Origin of the sequence: Caenispirillum salinarum (assembly GCF_044803115.1) — a bacterium.
GTDB classification, from domain to species: domain Bacteria; phylum Pseudomonadota; class Alphaproteobacteria; order Rhodospirillales; family Rhodospirillaceae; genus Caenispirillum; species Caenispirillum salinarum_A.
Genome location: NZ_CP085224.1, coordinates 3,417,192 through 3,433,591, shown reverse-complemented (window position 1 = coordinate 3,433,591; position 16,400 = coordinate 3,417,192). Strand labels below are relative to the sequence as shown.

Annotated in this window: 16 protein-coding genes; 8 read left to right on the top strand and 8 right to left on the bottom strand. The window is 70.3% G+C overall.

Going from position 1 to position 16,400, the window contains the following annotated elements:
- The first annotated feature begins 18 nt into the window (after positions 1-18).
- Positions 19-1,437, top strand: coding sequence for a cytochrome c oxidase accessory protein CcoG (ccoG, locus tag LG334_RS15765; RefSeq protein ID WP_404379495.1), 1,419 nt, complete (start codon positions 19-21; stop codon positions 1,435-1,437).
- On the opposite strand, the gene LG334_RS15760 is transcribed toward ccoG, so the two are convergent.
- The gene (locus LG334_RS15760; RefSeq protein WP_404379493.1) at positions 1,373-2,569 is read right to left on the bottom strand and encodes a hypothetical protein; all 1,197 of its coding nucleotides are present in this window, start codon (positions 2,567-2,569) and stop codon (positions 1,373-1,375) included. The two genes, ccoG and LG334_RS15760, sit on opposite strands and share 65 nt — an antisense overlap.
- A gap of 62 nt (positions 2,570-2,631) precedes the next feature.
- Between LG334_RS15760 and LG334_RS15755 the strand changes: the two genes are divergently transcribed.
- Positions 2,632-3,030, top strand: coding sequence for a DUF6152 family protein (locus tag LG334_RS15755; protein ID WP_404379491.1), 399 nt, complete (start codon positions 2,632-2,634; stop codon positions 3,028-3,030).
- Positions 3,031-3,042: 12 nt separating this feature from the next.
- Entirely contained in the window at positions 3,043-3,507 is a 465-nt protein-coding gene (locus tag LG334_RS15750) for a DUF2214 domain-containing protein (protein WP_404379489.1), read from the top strand.
- A 108-nt stretch (positions 3,508-3,615) separates the two neighbouring features.
- On the opposite strand, the gene LG334_RS15745 is transcribed toward LG334_RS15750, so the two are convergent.
- Positions 3,616-4,425 (bottom strand): gamma-glutamylcyclotransferase family protein, encoded by an 810-nt coding sequence (locus LG334_RS15745; protein WP_404379487.1) that lies wholly within the window; start codon positions 4,423-4,425, stop codon positions 3,616-3,618.
- Between the two features lie 8 nt (positions 4,426-4,433).
- Positions 4,434-5,024, bottom strand: a complete 591-nt coding sequence (locus tag LG334_RS15740; RefSeq protein ID WP_404379485.1) for a histidine phosphatase family protein — start codon at positions 5,022-5,024, stop codon at positions 4,434-4,436.
- Between the two features lie 191 nt (positions 5,025-5,215).
- On the opposite strand from LG334_RS15740, the gene LG334_RS15735 reads away from it, so the two are divergent.
- Together LG334_RS15735 and LG334_RS15730 are read left to right on the top strand one after the other, a co-directional pair.
- Complete coding sequence (locus LG334_RS15735; protein WP_404379483.1) at positions 5,216-6,637, top strand: hypothetical protein; 1,422 nt, start codon at positions 5,216-5,218, stop codon at positions 6,635-6,637.
- 177 nt (positions 6,638-6,814) lie between these two features.
- Complete coding sequence (locus tag LG334_RS15730; protein ID WP_404379481.1) at positions 6,815-8,878, top strand: elongation factor G; 2,064 nt, start codon at positions 6,815-6,817, stop codon at positions 8,876-8,878.
- A 60-nt stretch (positions 8,879-8,938) separates the two neighbouring features.
- On the opposite strand, the gene LG334_RS15725 is transcribed toward LG334_RS15730, so the two are convergent.
- The 4 genes from LG334_RS15725 to LG334_RS15710 all read right to left on the bottom strand — a co-directional run bounded on the left by LG334_RS15725 (position 8,939) and on the right by LG334_RS15710 (position 12,674).
- Complete coding sequence (locus tag LG334_RS15725) at positions 8,939-9,589, bottom strand: DUF4870 family protein (RefSeq protein WP_404379479.1); 651 nt, start codon at positions 9,587-9,589, stop codon at positions 8,939-8,941.
- Between the two features lie 188 nt (positions 9,590-9,777).
- Positions 9,778-9,963 carry a hypothetical protein gene (locus tag LG334_RS15720; protein ID WP_404379477.1) on the bottom strand — a complete coding sequence of 62 codons (186 nt, stop codon included), beginning with the start codon at positions 9,961-9,963 and terminating at the stop codon, positions 9,778-9,780.
- A gap of 277 nt (positions 9,964-10,240) precedes the next feature.
- A complete protein-coding gene (locus tag LG334_RS15715; protein WP_404379475.1) occupies positions 10,241-11,194 on the bottom strand; it encodes a transglycosylase SLT domain-containing protein in 954 nt (317 codons plus the stop codon).
- Positions 11,195-11,630: 436 nt separating this feature from the next.
- The gene (locus LG334_RS15710; RefSeq protein WP_404379473.1) at positions 11,631-12,674 is read right to left on the bottom strand and encodes a Fe(3+) ABC transporter substrate-binding protein; all 1,044 of its coding nucleotides are present in this window, start codon (positions 12,672-12,674) and stop codon (positions 11,631-11,633) included.
- A 260-nt stretch (positions 12,675-12,934) separates the two neighbouring features.
- Here LG334_RS15710 and LG334_RS15705 point away from each other — a divergent pair, with 260 nt between their 5' ends.
- A complete protein-coding gene (locus LG334_RS15705; protein WP_404379471.1) occupies positions 12,935-13,195 on the top strand; it encodes a hypothetical protein in 261 nt (86 codons plus the stop codon).
- A 74-nt stretch (positions 13,196-13,269) separates the two neighbouring features.
- On the opposite strand, the gene LG334_RS15700 is transcribed toward LG334_RS15705, so the two are convergent.
- Positions 13,270-14,910, bottom strand: coding sequence for an acyl-CoA synthetase (locus LG334_RS15700; RefSeq protein ID WP_404379469.1), 1,641 nt, complete (start codon positions 14,908-14,910; stop codon positions 13,270-13,272).
- A 159-nt stretch (positions 14,911-15,069) separates the two neighbouring features.
- On the opposite strand from LG334_RS15700, the gene LG334_RS15695 reads away from it, so the two are divergent.
- On the top strand, positions 15,070-16,002 hold the full coding sequence (locus LG334_RS15695; RefSeq protein ID WP_404379467.1) for an NAD(P)H-dependent flavin oxidoreductase: 933 nt from the start codon (positions 15,070-15,072) through the stop codon (positions 16,000-16,002).
- Between the two features lie 38 nt (positions 16,003-16,040).
- Positions 16,041-16,331: a hypothetical protein gene (locus tag LG334_RS15690; RefSeq protein WP_404379465.1), complete on the top strand. Its 291-nt coding sequence runs from the start codon at positions 16,041-16,043 to the stop codon at positions 16,329-16,331.
- The last annotated feature ends 69 nt before the right edge of the window (positions 16,332-16,400 follow it).

The following is a 16,400-nucleotide window of genomic DNA, read 5'->3' as shown; positions in this document are numbered from 1 at the left end:
TATTTTGCGGAGCAGACGATGGCCGAGGCATCGGGCGCCCTTTACGCGGCACGCGAGAAGATCCATCCCAAGGCGGTGCGCGGCCGATTCCGTCGGTGGAAGGATGCCATCGGGTGGACGCTGGCGGCCGTGTTCTTCATCGTGCCGTGGCTGCGGTGGGATCGGCCGGGTGATCTTCCCGATCAGGCGGTGCTGCTGGACATCGCCCACAAGCGCGGTTTCCTGTTCGACATGAACATCTGGCCGCAGGACATCGTCTACATGGCCGTGGCGCTGGTGCTGGGAACGGTGGCGCTGTTCATGACCGCATCCGTCGCCGGGCGTGTGTGGTGCGGGTTCTCGTGCCCGCAGACGGTCTTCACCGACATCTTCGTCCGCATCGAGAAGATGTGGGAAGGCGACCGCGCCGCCCGAATGAAGATGGACGCCGCCCCCTGGAGCGCCCGCAAGCTCCTGCGGCGCGGCGGCAAGCACGTTGCCTGGATTGCCGTCGCCGTGGCGTTCGGCGCGACCTTCAGCTTCTATTTCACGGACGCCCCAGCGGCGCTGATGGACTACCTGACGCTGGACGCCGGCCTGTGGATGTGGACCACCGTGCTGATCCTGGGCGGGACGACCTACCTGCTGGCCGGCTTCGCGCGCGAGCAGTTCTGCAACTACATGTGCCCGTGGCCGCGCCTGCAGTCCTGCATGCTGGACGAGCACAGCCTGGTCGTCACATACCGCGACGACCGGGGCGACGCCCGTGCGCCCAAGCGCAAGTCACAGACCTGGGAAGAGCGCCGCGCCGCCGGCTTCGGCGACTGCGTGAGCTGTCAGCAGTGCGTCCAGGTCTGTCCCATGGGCATCGACATCCGCGAGGGCGTGAACGCCGACTGCATCAACTGCGGCCTGTGCATCGACGCCTGCGACACGATGATGGACAAGGTGGGCCTCGACCGTGGCCTCATCGCCTTTGATTCCCTGGCCAACGCCCGCGCCCGCCGCGCAGGCCGGGCCGAGCCCAGCCGCGTCGTGCGGCCCCGCACCATCGCCTTCGCCGCCGTGATCGGCGTCATCTGCCTGGGCGTGGGGGGCTCGTTCCTCATGCGCAGCGACCTGGAGGTGGCCCTCATCCAGGAGCGCAGCCCGCTTTACGTGCGCCTGTCCGACGGCTCCATCCGCAACGCCTATGACCTGAAGATCCTCAACAAGCAGGAGCAGGACCGCCGTTTCGCGCTGGAGGTCGCCGGCAATCCCGGCGCCCGCATCGAGACGCTGGATGACTCGGGCCAGAGCGTGGAACTCGCCGTGGAGGGGGGCCGGCACGTCTCGCGCAAGGTGTTCGTCACCGTCCCCGGCCCCGACGCCGACGTCTCGGACATGGCGCTGGTCATGCGCGACACCGCGACCGGCGCGGAAGTCCGCCGCGAGGTCGTGTTCGCCCTGCCGAGGTAACGGGACGGGCGGGTGCAGGCGCGGCCGGCGCCGGCGCTTCGTCCCGCGCCTTCAGCAGGCGGTACGCGGCGCGCAGCAGCGTGAGGCCGTCGCCGGCGCCCAGGTCGCCCACGTCGACGTGGTGAAGGGCGTCCACCAGGTACAGCCGCGCCCGCCCCGCCCCGACCCGCTCGGCCAGGGCGCGGCTTTCGGTCCAGGGCACCATGGGATCGTCGCGGCCGTGGATCAGGATCACCTCAGCCGTCAGCCGGTCCAGGTCGCGGCGCGACAGGTCCAGGGCGTGGATTTCGGCGCGCAGGGCTTGCGGCAGGGCGTCTATGAGGGCCGGCACCCGCTCGGGGTCCCCGTTGGACAGCAGCCGCCACACCGCCCGCGCCTCCGGCCCCAGGCCCTGCGTCAGCGCCGCCACCCCGGCGCCGGGCGCATCCAGGCGGCGGCGGGCGATGGCGCGCAGGGTTCCGGCGTCTTCGGCGCCCGCGCCGACGCGCCCGGCGTTGGCAAGCAGGAAACGCCACTTGGCGCGCCGGTCCACCGGTCCCGTCCGCCACTCGGCCCCCGGCGCGGTGCGGTAGGCGCCGGTGGTCATGTAGGTGATGGCGGCGGTGATGTCGTGGTAGCCGCCGATCACCAGCACGAAGCCGACATGCCCGCGCACCTCCGGCCGCAGGGCGGCCAGCAGGGCCGGCCCGGCAGCGTAGGAGATGCCGACCAGTCCCACCTCGGACACCGCCGCCGTTTCGGCCAGGCGCCGCACCGCGTGGGCAACGGCATCGGCGTCCCCGGCCGAGAGGCGCAGCGGATCGTCGCCCGCCAGACCGGGCACCATCACCAGGAACCCCGCGTCGGCCAGCGTGGCGGCAAAGCGCACCAGGCGGGGATCGCGGCGGCCTTCCTCCGCCGCGCCGGGAACGACCACCAGGGCGGCCTCGGACGGGGCATCCGTCGCGCGGTAGAGGTCGGCGGGGCCGCCGGTCTCCTGCCGCTCCACCGCCGCCAGCGCCTGGGCCAGCGGCGGCGGGTCGGCCAGGCCGGTCAGCAGGTCGACGGCCTCCATCGTGCGGCCGGGCGAGCAGGCGGCCAGCACCACCAGGCAGAGAGGAAGGACCAGGGCGCGGAGTGGGGGCAGCGGCATGGGCGGGGCTTCCGGTCGGTGGGGCAGGCGTTGAGGCCGGGCGGGGGCGACAACACATCAACGTGGTCACGCCGCTTATGGAGGACAACGCCATGCACCTGGCCCGCACCCTGCTCGCCGCCGCCGTCCTGGCAGCCGCCATGCCCGCCGCCGCCACGGCGCACCACGGCTGGCGCTGGACCGAGGGCGAGAACACCCGCCTGACCGGCATCATCACCTCCGCAAAGCTCGGCAACCCGCACGGTGAGGTGACGCTCGACGTCGGCGGCACGCCCTGGCTGGTGGAGGTCGGCCAGCCCTGGCGCAACGACCGCGCCGGCCTGACACCGGAAAAACTGGCGGAGGGCGTCGAGATGACGGTCATCGGCGAGGCTGCCGCCGACACCGACCGGAAGGTCATCAAGGCCGAACGGGTCATCATCGACGGCACCGAACACGTGCTCTACCCGGAACGCGACTGACGTCGGCGGCCGGTGTTGGAAACGGTCCTGGCGGCGGTGGAGGCGTCCGGCGTCGCGACGCACCTGCGCTTTTCCCGCTGGACGTATCCGGCCGTGAACGCCGGCCACGTTCTGGGGCTGGCTTTGCTTGTCGGATCGGTGGTGCCGCTGGATCTGAAGCTGCTGGGCCTGTGGCCGGCGGTGGCGCGCCGGGACGTGGAGCGCCTTCTTGCGCCCGTGGCGGCGGTCGGGCTGGTGACCGCCGTCGCCACGGGGCTGCTGCTGTTTTCCGTGCAGGCGCGGGACTACGCCGCCCTCGGCCTGTTCCAGGCCAAGATGACGCTGGTGGTGCTGGGAACCGCCAATGCCCTGGCGGCGCTCGCCCTGCGCCGGCGGGGAGGCGGACGGCCGGGGCTGGAGAAGACGCTCGCGGCGGTGTCCCTGCTGTGCTGGCCGTCCGCCCTGGCGGCGGGACGGTTCATCGGCTACGTGATCTGATACCGGGCGACACACGAAATCGTCCACTCGTCGCCGGCAGGGCCGACTGGCCGCCGCGCCGGTCAGGTGCGTGAGCCTGCGTGGCGCTTGAATGCAGCGTCGACGACGTCAGTCATCGAGACGTGTATGAGGCAGCACGTAGGCCCAGGCGCGGGCAGAGGCACCGTCGCCGGTGGTGACGGTCAGCAGGTCGCGGGCGAAGCGGTACGGGCCGGACCCGGCCAACGGGTCCAGCCGCGCCACCAGGTCTTCCAGCGCCCCGCTGGGCAGGAAGGCGCCGGCCGCCTGTCCGTCGCCGGGTTGCAGGGCACCGCTGTCGTGAACGGACGCACGCGCCGTCGCGGGCACCATGGCGTGGCGCTCGGCGTCGTTCAGCGCGCGCTTCAGGGCCTCGCGCAGATTGTCGGGGATGAACAGGCCGGCGGCGGCGGAGCGGGCCGGGCGGCCGGCGGCGGCATCGAGAAGGCGGGCAGGGTCGAGGCCGTGACGGCGCAGCCCGTCGGCGCAGACGGACACGTAATGCTCGTGCGGCGGGACGTGCGGCTGTGCCTCTCCGGGCAGGACGCGGTAGGTGGTGACGTCGCGCCACAGGCCGCCCTGGTCCCGCACCCGGACGGGGATGCGCTCGTAGGCGAAGCCCACACCCTCCTTGATGTCCAGAAGCTTCCATCCCGCCGGAGACACAGCCATCAGCACGCCCTCCACCGCATGCCCGGAGCGCGGGCGGACGTCGAGCACGCCGCCCTTGCGTCCGGCGGAGTGGCGGGAAAAGGCCAGTTCATGATCGGGCAGCATGGCGGCGCCCACCGGCGTCATGCAGGCCGGATCGGCGGTGCCGGGGCGGGCGGCGCACCAGCGCCCCCAATCCTCGGCGTTGAGGTTGGATCCGTAGGCGAAATAGAGCGTGGTTTCGGGCACGGGTCGAATTACCTCTCGGCGGGCGTGGAAACGGGCGGGTGCAGCGGTCGGATACGGCGGGACGCCGGCGCGTCCGGCTCGATCAGAAGGGGGGCCGCGTTGGCGACGGCACCGTCGGCGCCGGGCAGGCTCAGGTGGTCCATCAGGCAGCGGAAGATGCCCGCGTGCGCCACGATCAGCGGCGGCGGCGCCCCTGTGCGCTCCGCCGCGGCCGACGCGATGGCGGCCAGGGCGCGGGCGTGGAAGGCCGCCGCCGGCTCGCCGTCCTCGGGCGTCTCGGCACGGGGCGGGCGGGAGCCCACCGGACCGTTCTGGTAGACGCCCCAGTGCCGCTCCATCAGCTCGGGCACCACCGTCACCGGCAGGTCCGGCCGGCGGCGAAGCAGCGGCGCGAGGGTGTCGCGGCAGCGGGCGAGCGGACTGCACCAGGCGCCCGAAAGGGGCACGTTCGCCAGCAGCGCGGCTGCCGTCTCGGCCTCGGCCCGCCCCTGGTCGTCCAGCGGCACGTCCTCCTGGCCGGCGACCAGGCCCCGCGCGTTCCAGGCGGACCGGCCGTGGCGCAGGAAGATGAAGCGGCGGGGCAGGGCGGCGTCGGGCATGAGCGTGGGACGTACGGTCGGGACGTTGCGGTGAACGCCAGACTGGTCCAAGGCGGGCCGGCTTGTCCAGCGCGGCGCAGGCCGTCGGGTGTCGTCAAACTTTTCATGGACTTGCCGGCGGCGATGAAACACAGTGCTCACCGTTTCGCGCCGGAGGGGCTGTTGGCGCGTCGCAGAGGAGGGACGAGATCATGAACAAGGGCGTGCAGATCGGGGTCGGCGTGGCGGTGCTTGCCGTGCTGGCGGGCGGTGGCTGGATCTACGCCAGCAATGTGGCGACGGCGCGCGCCGAGCAGGCGCTGGAGGACGTGCGGGCGCAACTGCCGCCGGGCACGACGCTGGCGGTCGACGGTCTGTCGGCTTCGCCCTTGGGCTCGGTCAGCGTCGACGGCTTCACCATGACGCTGGCCGACGGCGCGATCCTGCGCGGCGGTGCGGCCTCGGCCTCGGGTGATGCCGATCGCGTGGATGCCGTCGACATGGCCGACCTGGCGCTGTCGGAAGACAACCTCACGGTCACGGCCGAGAGCCTGAGCGTGCGTGGTCTCTCGCACCCCGATTTCGAGCGTCTGGCCCGCACCCTGCGGGGCGAGGCCGGCGGCTATGGCGATCCGGTGGAGGCCCTGCGCGCGCTGTCGGTGGACTCCGTGGACCTCGGCAGCCTGTCCGCGGCCGAGGGCGGCGATACGCTCAGCTTGGGCGGCCTCAGCATCGCTGACGTGTCCGGCGGCACGGTCGGGCGCTTCGGCGTGAGCGACGGCGCCTTCAGCAAGCGGGACAATGCCGCGTCGCTGGGCCGCTTCTCGGTCGAAGGCGTGGAGGTGGCTGATGCCGTCGCCGCCGCCCTGCACGGGGCCGACGAGGAAGACATCATGGCGGTCACCCGCTACGGCGCCTTCGAGGTGGCCGACGTCTCGGCCGTGGAGGACGGCGTGGAGATCTTCCGCCTCGGCCGCTTCGCGCTGGAGGACCCGGTGCATGTGGGCGACGTGGTCATGGCCGGCACCTTCATCCTCGATGACTTTGCCATCGACCAGCGCCAGAAAATGGGCTCGGCGCAGCTGGCCCGCCTGGCCGACGTGCTGGGGCCGGCGGCCGAGAAACCCTTCGCCATCTCGGGCCGCGCCGTCAGCACCTATGGCGACGGTGCCTTCGCCCTGGAAACCATGAGGTTCGACGCCGACGGGCTGGGCTTCATCGAGATGTCGGGCGCCGGCACCGGCTATGACCTTGACCCGGCGGCGGTCACCAACGTATCGGCAGAGGCGCAGCGCGAGGCGCTGATGAAGGCCGCGATGGATGCCGTTGCCACCGACTTCCGGCTGAAGGTGTCCCACACCGGCTGGGTGCACGAGGCGATCCGCCAGGACGCCGGCGGGCCCCGCGCCGCCGAACAGCAGGCGGCCATGCTGGGCATGGTCGCGGCCATGGGCGCGGCTGCCGTCGTGGGGCGTGACGACGCGGGGGCCCTGGCCGAAGGCATCGGCGCCTTCCTGACGGAGAAGACCGAGATTGAGGTGTCGCTGGCCAACCCGCAAGGCCTGTCCATGCGCGAGGTAATGGCTTCGGGCGGTCGCGGCGGCGCCATCGACCTGGCCGTGGAAACCCGCTGACGCGGCGCCTGGCGCCATCGTCCCGATCCGCCGCCCGCCGCTCCAACAGGGGCGGCGGGCGGTTCGGTTTCGGGCGGCGGTTATGTCCTTCATCGGCCGTCGAATTGTGTTGCCGCTTCGCTTGATCCGGTGGGACCATGAAGGTTCCCGGATGAACGGAGAGAAGGAGACGGTGCCATGGCCGGCAAGGCATCAACGCCCCGCGTGGCGGCCCTCGTGGGGCCTTACATGGGCGGCAAGACGACGCTTCTCGAAAGCATTCTCAACGCAGCCGGCGCCACGCACCGGCAGGGCACCATCAAGGACAAGAGCACCGTCGGCGACGCCAGTCCCGAGGCGCGCGACCGGGACATGAGCGTGGAGGTCAACGTGGCCTCCTGCACCTGGCTGGACGAGCCCTGGACCTTTCTCGACTGCCCGGGCTCCAACGAATTCGCGCAGGAGACCGTCGGCCCGGTCCTGGTGGCCGACGTGGCCGTGGTGGTCGTCGATCCCGAGCCCGAGCGTGCGGTGATGGTCGCGCCGGTGCTCAAGCTGCTGGACGACCACGACATCCCGCACATGGTCTTCATCAACAAGGTGGACCACCACAGCGTCGACGTCCGGGCGGCGCTGGAGGCCCTGCAGGCCCATTCCGCCCGGCCGCTGGTGCTGCGCGAGGTGCCCATCCAGGAGGGCGAGGACGTCATCGGCTACATCGACCTGGTCTCTGAGCGCGCCTACAAATACCAGCCGGGCCAGGCCTCGGACCTCATCAAGATTCCCGACAACGCCAAGGAGATCGAGGAGGTCGCCCGCCAGGAACTGCTGGAGAGCCTTGCGGACTTCAACGACGACCTGATGGAAAAGGTGCTGGAGGACGTGGTCCCCCCGCGCGAGGAAATCTACGCCGATCTCGCCCGCGACCTGGAGGACGACAAGATCGTCCCCGTCTTCTTCGGCTCGGCCGACAAGAATGAAGGCGTGCGCCGCCTGCTCAAGGCCCTGCGGCACGAGGTGCCGGGCCACGAACAGGCGGCGATGCGCCTCGGCGTGGACTTGGAGTCCGCCGCGGGCAAGCCGCTGGCGACCGTCTTCAAGACCGTGCACGCCGCCCACGCCGGCATGTTGTCGTACGTGCGCGTATGGTCGGGCGCCATCAAGGACGGCATGACGCTCAAGACGGCGTGCGAACCGGCGTCCGGCGGCAAGGTGACGGGGCTTTTCACCCTGTTCGGCGGCGAGACGCGCAAGTCCGACACGGTCGAGGCCGGCGGCGTGGCGGCACTGGGGCGGCTGGACGCGGTGCCGACCGGCGCCCTGATCGGCGAGGCGCCGCCGAAGGACGCCGCTCATCCCTGGCCGCGGCCGCTGCCGCCGCTGTTCGCCCTTGCCCTGCGTCCGGCCAAGCAGGGCGACGACGTCAAGCTGTCGGGCGCGCTGCAGGACCTGGCGCTGGAGGACCCGAGCCTTTCCGTCGCCCACGACGAGGACACCGGCGAGCTTCTGCTGTGGGGGCAGGGCGACATCCACCTGCAGGTGGCGCTGGCGCGGCTGGCGCGGGTCTACCATGTGGAGGTGGCGACGACGCAGCCGCAGGTGCCTTACAAGGAGACCATCCGCGGCTCCACCCAGGTGCAGGGCCGCCACAAGCGCCAGACCGGGGGGCACGGCCAGTTCGGCGACGTGCATGTACGCATCAAGCCGCTGCCGCGCGGCGAGGGGTTCGCCTTCAAGGATTCCATCACCGGCGGCGTGGTGCCGCGCCAGTACATTCCGGCGGTGGAGCAGGGGGTGCGCGACTCCCTGCAGCGCGGTCCGCTGGGCTTCCCCGTGGTCGACGTGGCGGTGGAGCTGTTCGACGGCAGCTACCATGTGGTCGACAGTTCCGAGGCCGCCTTCAAGACTGCCGGCCAGATCGCCATGCGTGAGGGGCTTCCGCAGTGCGACCCGCTGCTTCTGGAGCCCATGCTGACGGTCGAGGTGAACGTGCCCAACGAGTACACCTCCAAGGCGCAGCGGGCGCTTTCCAGCCGGCGCGGGCAGATCCTGGGATTCGACCGGCGCGAGGGCTGGGAGAACTGGGACACGGTGACCGCCTGCGTGCCCCAGGCGGAGATGCACGACCTGATCGTGGAACTGCGCAGCGTCACCATGGGCGTGGGTACCTTCCACTGGCGCTTCGAGCGCCTGCAGGACGTGCAGGGCCGCACCGCCGACGAGGTGGTGGAAAAGCGCAAGGTGGCCCTGGCAACGGCGTGACGGCGCCGGCGCGGCGGCGGCCGTTCCGGTCGCCGCGCGCGGACCCTGCCGTCCCCGGTTTTACGGTGGCGGTCGGCGGTCGACGTCGCCGGCGCGCTGGGTGCCGCCGCCGCCGAACAGCCAGTTGTTCGGGTCCTGCACCGGCTCGCCGCGCCCGGCCCAGCTCAGGCCCTTGGCGGAGCGGATGACGATCCAGAAGGCCCACAGCAGCATGATCGCCCAAGCGAACGGCATGAAGGCCGGCCCCAGGTACATCACCACGGCGCCGACGATCCAGGCCACGACGCTGCCGATGAAGGTGCGGATCTGGAAATCGTAGTGGCTCTGCTCCACGCGCGTTGAGGGCTGGCGCTTGAAGAAGGCAATGAGCGCGCCGATGATGACCGCCAGCGCCACGAACACGCCGACGAAGTACAGGATATAGACGGCCTTCACCGTGCCGCTGACGGCGCCGCGGGTTTGCTGCTCGCCGACGGGAGTCCCGGCGTGCGGCCCGTGGGCCCCGCGCGGGGTGGGCGGACCGGAGTCGTCGGTGGGCGGCGGCGGATGGTGGGCCGGCCCGGGGCCGGTGTCGGTGGCGGCGGAGACGTCGCTGGTGTCGGCGTGGGGGCCGTGAGGATCGCGCGGCGCGGGCGGCGGATCGCGGTCGGTCTGGTTTTCCGGCGGGGGCCGGCGGTCGGGCGGGCGGCGGTCGGACTCATCCTGTGCCATGAGGCTGCCTCCTCTGCGGTGGTGTCGGTATCGTCTCCGAACACCAACACGCGCGGCGGGGCCATCGTTGAGACGGGCATCGAGTCGTCTGCCTGTCGCCGGACACAAAAAAGGGAGCGCGCCGCGCTCCCTTGTAACGTCCGACCCCGAAATCGGGCGCCTGTGGCGGTGGTGTGACGCGCGTGGCGTCAGCCTTCCAGCGCCTTCAGCAGGAACTCGGGCACCGGCTCGTCCAGAATATCCTGGCCCAGGTTGCGCAGGGCCTCGGCCGTGTCGTCCATCGGCCAGATGTCATCATCATTGGCCGCGAAGACCTCGGCGCAAACGTTTGCGGAGGATGCGTCGAAAGCTGAAGCAGTGCGATGGATCGTCATGGCCGAACATTCTGTTGGGGGTGAAACCGGCGGAACCTGGGAGGTCCCGTGCTACCTGCGACTTGGGTATTAGGGACTTTCGGGTGGGGCCGGTCAACGGGAAAGTGGATGAGCAAGTGAGAAAACTGCGTCACCTGTGACTTTCCTGAGACACCACGCCGTAACAGCCCGCCCTAATGCTTTCGTCGCGTCACTATTTTGTCGTGGTTCCGGTCGTATATACCCCAGCTACGCCTGTTGAGAAAGCTTGCCGATAGCGTACGCCCCCGCCCAAAGATCAGTTTGCCTGGCTGATCTGCAGGCGCACGTCGGGGCCGACCAGAGCCGCGTCGTAGGGGTGGCGGACTGCCTGGTAGTAGCGCCGCACCTTGACCACGTAGTTCTGCGTCTCCTCGTAGGGCGGAATGCCGCCGTACCGCAGGACCGCCCGTTCCCCGGCGTTGTAGGCCGCCAGGGCCCGCGTCACGTCGCCCCGGAACAGGGACAGCAGCCAGCGCAGGTATCGGGTGCCGCCGCGCACGTTCTGCTCGGGGTCGAAGGGGTCCCTGACGCCGAATCGCGCGGCGGTTTCGGGGATGAGCTGCATGAGGCCCTGGGCGCCGGCGTGGGAGACGACGTCCGGCCGCCAGGCGCTTTCCACGGCGATCACGGCAAGCACCAGCTCGGGCGCGATGTCGTATTCGGCGGCGATTCGCCGGGCCAGGGCATCGATGTCCGGCGGCGGCCGCAGGGCCAAACGAGAGGTTTCGGCAAGCCGCGCACCGCCGCCGGTTCCGGTGCCGGCCCCGGCGACGGCGGTGTTGCTCTGCGGTGTCGGGCAGTGGCGCACGCGCGCCGTCTCAACGCCGCCCAGCATCTTGAGCACGTTGCCGGCCGTCGGGTGGCCCGCGCGCTTGGCTGCGGCCATCCAGGCGGCGCCCTGGGCGTCGCTCTGCGGCGTCTCGCGGCCGTTGAGGAACATCCAGCCTATGGTGAAGGCGGCCTCCGCATGGCCGCTGCGCCCGGCCTGGCAGTAAAGCCGCTGGGCGCGTGCCAGGTCTTTCGGGGCGCCCTCGCCATGATGGTGCTGCACCGCGCGATCGAAGGCGCGCTGAGCCGCACCGGTGGCGGCGGCGGCCTGCGGCACGCCGCCTGCGGGGCCCAGGATCACGGCACCAAGGGCCAGGGCGCAGGCGATGGCGGCGGTGGTGCTGGTGGTGGTCCGGGTCCTCCCGATGGCGCTCGTCCGCATGGCGACTCCGCTCCCTCCGTCGTGGCGTGTGGCAGAGGAGGAGCAAGCGGCGGGCCAAGCGGGAAGGCGCGGCCGGTCGTGGCAGGGGCAGGTCCCGATGTCAGGAATCCCGACATCGGTGCCGCCGCCGCGCGGCCCGGCGCAAAAGGCTGAGCCACCGTCATGCCGCCGGTAGCCTGTGCCGCCGGAGGCCGGCGACGCCCGCTCTGCGCCCATCGACGCATGTCGGCGGGCTTTACAGCGGCGGCGGCCGGTCAGGTACGCGCAAAAAAGGACCCCCGGCACCAGGGTGCCGGGGGGTCGAAAGGTGCGAGAGGTGAGAGAGTGCCTCGCTGGTGCGAGGTCTAGCACCCCGCCGCATGGCGCCACAATTCAGCCTTGTGGCGCTATCCAAAGGCATAAGACCGTGTGGGAAGCCTTCGGAAGCGGCCCGGCTTTAGCGCCAGCCGGCCTGGTCGAAGGTCTTCACGGCCTCGGCGTTCAGCTCGCCCAGCGTGGACATGGGCAGGGCGTCGGCCTTGAAGGTGCCCCAGGACTGGAGAAATTCCGACCACTCGACGCCCGGGCGCACCGGGTACTCGCCGTTGACCTCGGCGTACATCTCCTGGGCCGTCTCGCTGGCCAGCCACTCCAGCAGCGTCACGGCCTCGTCACGGTTCGGCGCGCCCTTCACGACGCCGCCGCCGGAGATGTTGACGTGGGCACCGGTGGTGTCCTGGTTCGGGAAGAAGACGTTGACGGCCTCGGCGGCCTTCAGCTCGTTCTCGTCGGTCGACTGCATCATGCCGACGACGTAGTAGGTGTTGCTCACGGCGATGTCGCACTCGCCGGCGGCCACGGCCTTGATCTGGTCACGGTCGCCGCCCTGCGGCTTGCGCGCCATGTTCTCGACCATGCCCTCGGCCCACTCGGCGGCCTTTTCCTGGCCGTGGTGCGAGATCAGGCTGGCCATCAGCGACTGGTTGTAGATGTTGCCCGAGGAACGGATGCAGATGCGGTCGTTCCACTTCTCGTCGGCCAGGGCCTCGTAGGTGGACAGCTCGGCCGGGTCGACGCGGTCCTTGGCGTAGAACACCACGCGGGCGCGCTGGGACAGGCCGAACCACTGGTTCTCCTCGTCACGCAGGTGCGCCGGGATATGGTCGGTCAGGTCGTCGGACTCGACCGTGTCCAGGATGCCGGCCTCCTTGGCGCGCACCAGGTTGCCGGCGTCGACGGTCAGCAGCACGTCGGCGGGGCTGTTCTCGCCCTCCGCCTTGATACGCTCCACCAGCTGGTCGGCCTTGGCGGTCAGCACGTTGACCTCGATGCCCGTCTCCTTGGTGAAGATGTCGAGCATGGGGCGGATCAGCTCTTCCTTGCGGGCCGAATACAGGTTGACCTCGGCAGCATCGGCATCGGCGGCGAACAGGGCCGACGGGGCGGCCAGGGCAAAGGCGGCGACGGTGAGGCGGCCGAGGCCGCGAAGGCGGTGCGTCATGGTCACTATGCTCCCGATAGCGTTATCGATCATCCGTGGAACGGCCCGGGCTTGGGGCACCGCGGGCAAAAACGTGCAAATGAGAATGCGTCTCAGTCGGAGAGCTAGCAGAGGCTGGCCCTTTTGTAAATACCTTATTTTTTGTGTGGTTGAGGAAGCCGGTGACGCAACCGCAGCCCGGCCCATGGGCGTCGATAGGTATGAGGGTGGAACGACCACTCCCCAGACCGACCGATGCGACCGAAGGTGAGAGATAACCCATGACCGAACACGCCGATCCGCTCAATGTTCCGCGCCAGGGCTGCTGCAAGTTCTCTGTGGCAATATACAACGCCAACGTCCGGGACGCGCTGAAGGAAAACCGCCGCTATGACGTCTACGACGAAAAGTGGGCGGAAGAGCGCCACATCGAAGTGGTCGCCGACACAGCGGACGAGGCCCGCGCCAAGGTTCTGCAGCAGCACCCTGAGGGCGAGGGATTCGTGGTGACCGGCGTCGAGAAGCTGCCGTTCAGCATCTGACCGGCCGCGCGTGTACGGCGCTGCCCCCGCCCGGCCCGGGCGCGGCGCCGTCTGCCCCTGGCGAGCCGGGACGTCTAGCCCCGCTCGCGCAGTACCTTGCGCTGGATCTTGCCGGTCGTCGTCATGGGCAGGTCGGCGACGAATTCGATGCGGCGGGGATAGGCATGCCGCGCCATGCGGGTCTTCACGAAGGCCTGGATCTCCTCGGTCAGGCGGGCCTGCCGTTCGGGATCGTCCAGGACAGCGGCGTCGGCCGGCACGATGAATGCCTTGACGATTTCCGTCCGGTCGGGGTCCGGAACGCCGACCGCCGCGGCCAGCCGCACGGCAGGATGGCGGATCAGCGCATCCTCCACCTCGCCGGGTCCGACGCGGTAGCCGGCCGTGGTGATGACGTCGTCGGCGCGTCCCAGGAACCAGAACCAGCCGTCCTCGTCCATGCGGCCGGTATCGCCGGTGACCAGCCAGTCGCCGATGAACTTCTCCGCCGTCGCCTCCGGCTTGTTCCAGTAGCCCAGGAACATCACGGGGTCGGGCGCCTTCACTGCGATGTGCCCGTCGGAGCCCGGCGGCAGTTCGTTGCCGCCGTCGTCGATGATGGCGACGGTGTGGCCGGGGACGGCGCGGCCCATGCTGCCCTCGCGCACGTCCCCCAGGCCCGCGCAGTTGCCGAGCACAAGGTTGCATTCGGTCTGGCCGTAGAACTCGTTGATGGTCAGGCCGAAGGCCTCGCGGCCCCAGTCCAGCAACTCCCGCCCCAGCGTTTCGCCGCCCGACCCGATGGAGCGCAGGTGAACGCCGAAACGCGCCGGGTCCTTCACCTGCCGCAGCATCTTGAGCGCCGTCGGGGGCATGAAGACGTTGCGGACGCGGTGGCGGGCCATGAGGCGGAAGGCGTCTTCGGCGTCGAACTTGCGGGCGCGATGCGCCAGCACCGGCACGCCGTGGAACAGGGCCGGCAGCAGCACGTCCAGCAGGCCGCCGATCCAGGCCCAGTCGGCGGGCGTCCAGAACAGGTCGCCGTCCTTCGGGAACAACTCGTGCGGCATCTCCACCCCCGGCAGGTGGCCGCGCAGAACCCGGTGGGCGTGCAGGGCGCCCTTGGGCTTTCCGGTGGTGCCGCTGGTGTAGATGATGACCGCCGGGTCGTCGGCCGCGGTGTCGGCGGGGCTGAAGCCCGACGTGTCGGCGGCGTCCATGGCGGCGTGCAGGTCTTCCGCCGCGCCGGTGGCGCCGCCGGCCGTCAGCACGCAGGCCAGGTCCGGCAGGCGGGGCTTGAGGTCGAGCACGCGACCGACGTTGGCGGCATCGGTCACCACCGCGCGGGCGCCGGAATCGGCCAGCCGGTATTCCAGTGCGTCCTCGCCGAACAGCACGAACAGCGGCACCGCGATGCATCCCAGCTTGTAGGCCGCGATGTGGGCCACGGCCGTCTCCACCGACTGGGGCAGCAGCACCGCCACGCGGTCGCCCCGCGTCACGCCCCGCGCGGCCAGGGCCGCCGCCAGCCGGTCGGACAGGTCCTTCAGCCGGCCGAAGCTGGTGGTGGCGACGGTGCCGTCGGCGTCCTCCACGATCAGCGCGGGGCGGCGCGCACCCTCGTCGGTGGCGCAATGGCGGTCGCAGACATCGACTCCGATGTTGGTCCGGGCCGGGATGTCCCACCGGAAACGGGCGCGGGCGTCGGCCCAGGACGTCGGGGAATCGGGGAGCATGGCGCGTATCCTTCCCATGGCGTGTTGATTGTGTTGTATTTTTTCGACGTTACGGCGTCGGCACGGACAGGCGCAAGCTGCCAGGGGTGGAGGGTCCGGGCACGGCGCCGCAACAGACGAAGCCACCGCCTGACCGATCCAACAGGAGTTCATCCGTCCATGCCCATTCCGGCACCCCTGCGCGAAAACCTCCGCCTGCCCGCCATCGCCGCGCCCATGTTCCTGGTTTCGGGCCCGGAACTGGTGATCGAGACCTGCAAGGCCGGCATGATCGGCACCTTCCCGGCGCTGAACGCCCGCACCACAGAGGGCTTCGAAGCCTGGATAGACGAGATCGAGGCCGCCCGCGCCGCGCACGGCGCCTGCGCGCCCTATGGCGTCAACCTGATCGTCCACAAGACCAACCCGCGCCTGGAGGCCGACCTGGAGGTCGTGTGCCGCCGCAAGGTGCCGCTGGTCATCACGTCGCTGGGCGCGGTGCCCGACCTGGTGGAGAAGGTCCATGCCCACGGCGGCAAGGTCTTCCACGACGTCATCACGCTGCGCCACGCCAGGAAGGCCGCGCAGGCGGGCGTCGACGGTCTGATCCTGGTGTGCGCCGGCGCCGGCGGCCATGCCGGCACCGCCAGCCCCTTTGCGCTGATCGAGGAAGTGCGGTCGTTCTTCTCGGGCACCATCATCCTCGCCGGCTCCATCTCCACCGGCCGGCATGTCGCGGCCGCGCGCATGATGGGGGCGGATTTCGCCTACATGGGCACCCGCTTCATCGCCACGGCCGAAAGCCGCGCCGTGGAGGCCTACAAGCAGATGATCCACGATGCCCAGGTCGCCGATATCGTCTATACGGACTCGGTCTCGGGGGTGAACGCCAACTTCCTGCGCGAAAGCCTGGTCAACGCGGGCCTCGACCCGCAGAACCTGCCGCCCAAGAAGGACCTGGACATGGCCGGGGAGGCCAAGGCGTGGCGGGATATCTGGTCGGCCGGCCACGGCGTCGCCGCCATCGGCGACATCCCCCGCGCCGGCGAGTTGGTGGCGCGGCTGGAGGACGAATACAAGGCGGCCTTCGCCGAGACGACCGCGTTGTTCTAATGCCGCTGAATTGAAACGATACAGGGAGGCTGAACGGCATGACCCCGGAACAGACAACGCTCAAGCACTGGATCAAGCAGCTTCTGCGCGTGCGCATGGACATGGAAGACGCGCGCGCGACCGAGAAGGACCTGCCCATCGACGAGTTCCTGTCCAAGACGCACCGGCTGACACTGGACGAAAGCCGCGCCGAGCAGGTGATCGGCGAGCTTCTCCAGGCCACGCCGGCGCTGGAGCAGGACTACAACGCCATCCAGGAAACCGCCCACGAGGAACTGGTGGAGGAGCGCGAGCGCGACGCCGACCACGCCCAGAAGCCGCGCCGCTGAGGGCTGTCGCGGCGGTGCCGGTTGTGCTAGCGTGATCCTCGCCCCCAGAACGCGCTGAGACATCGTCCG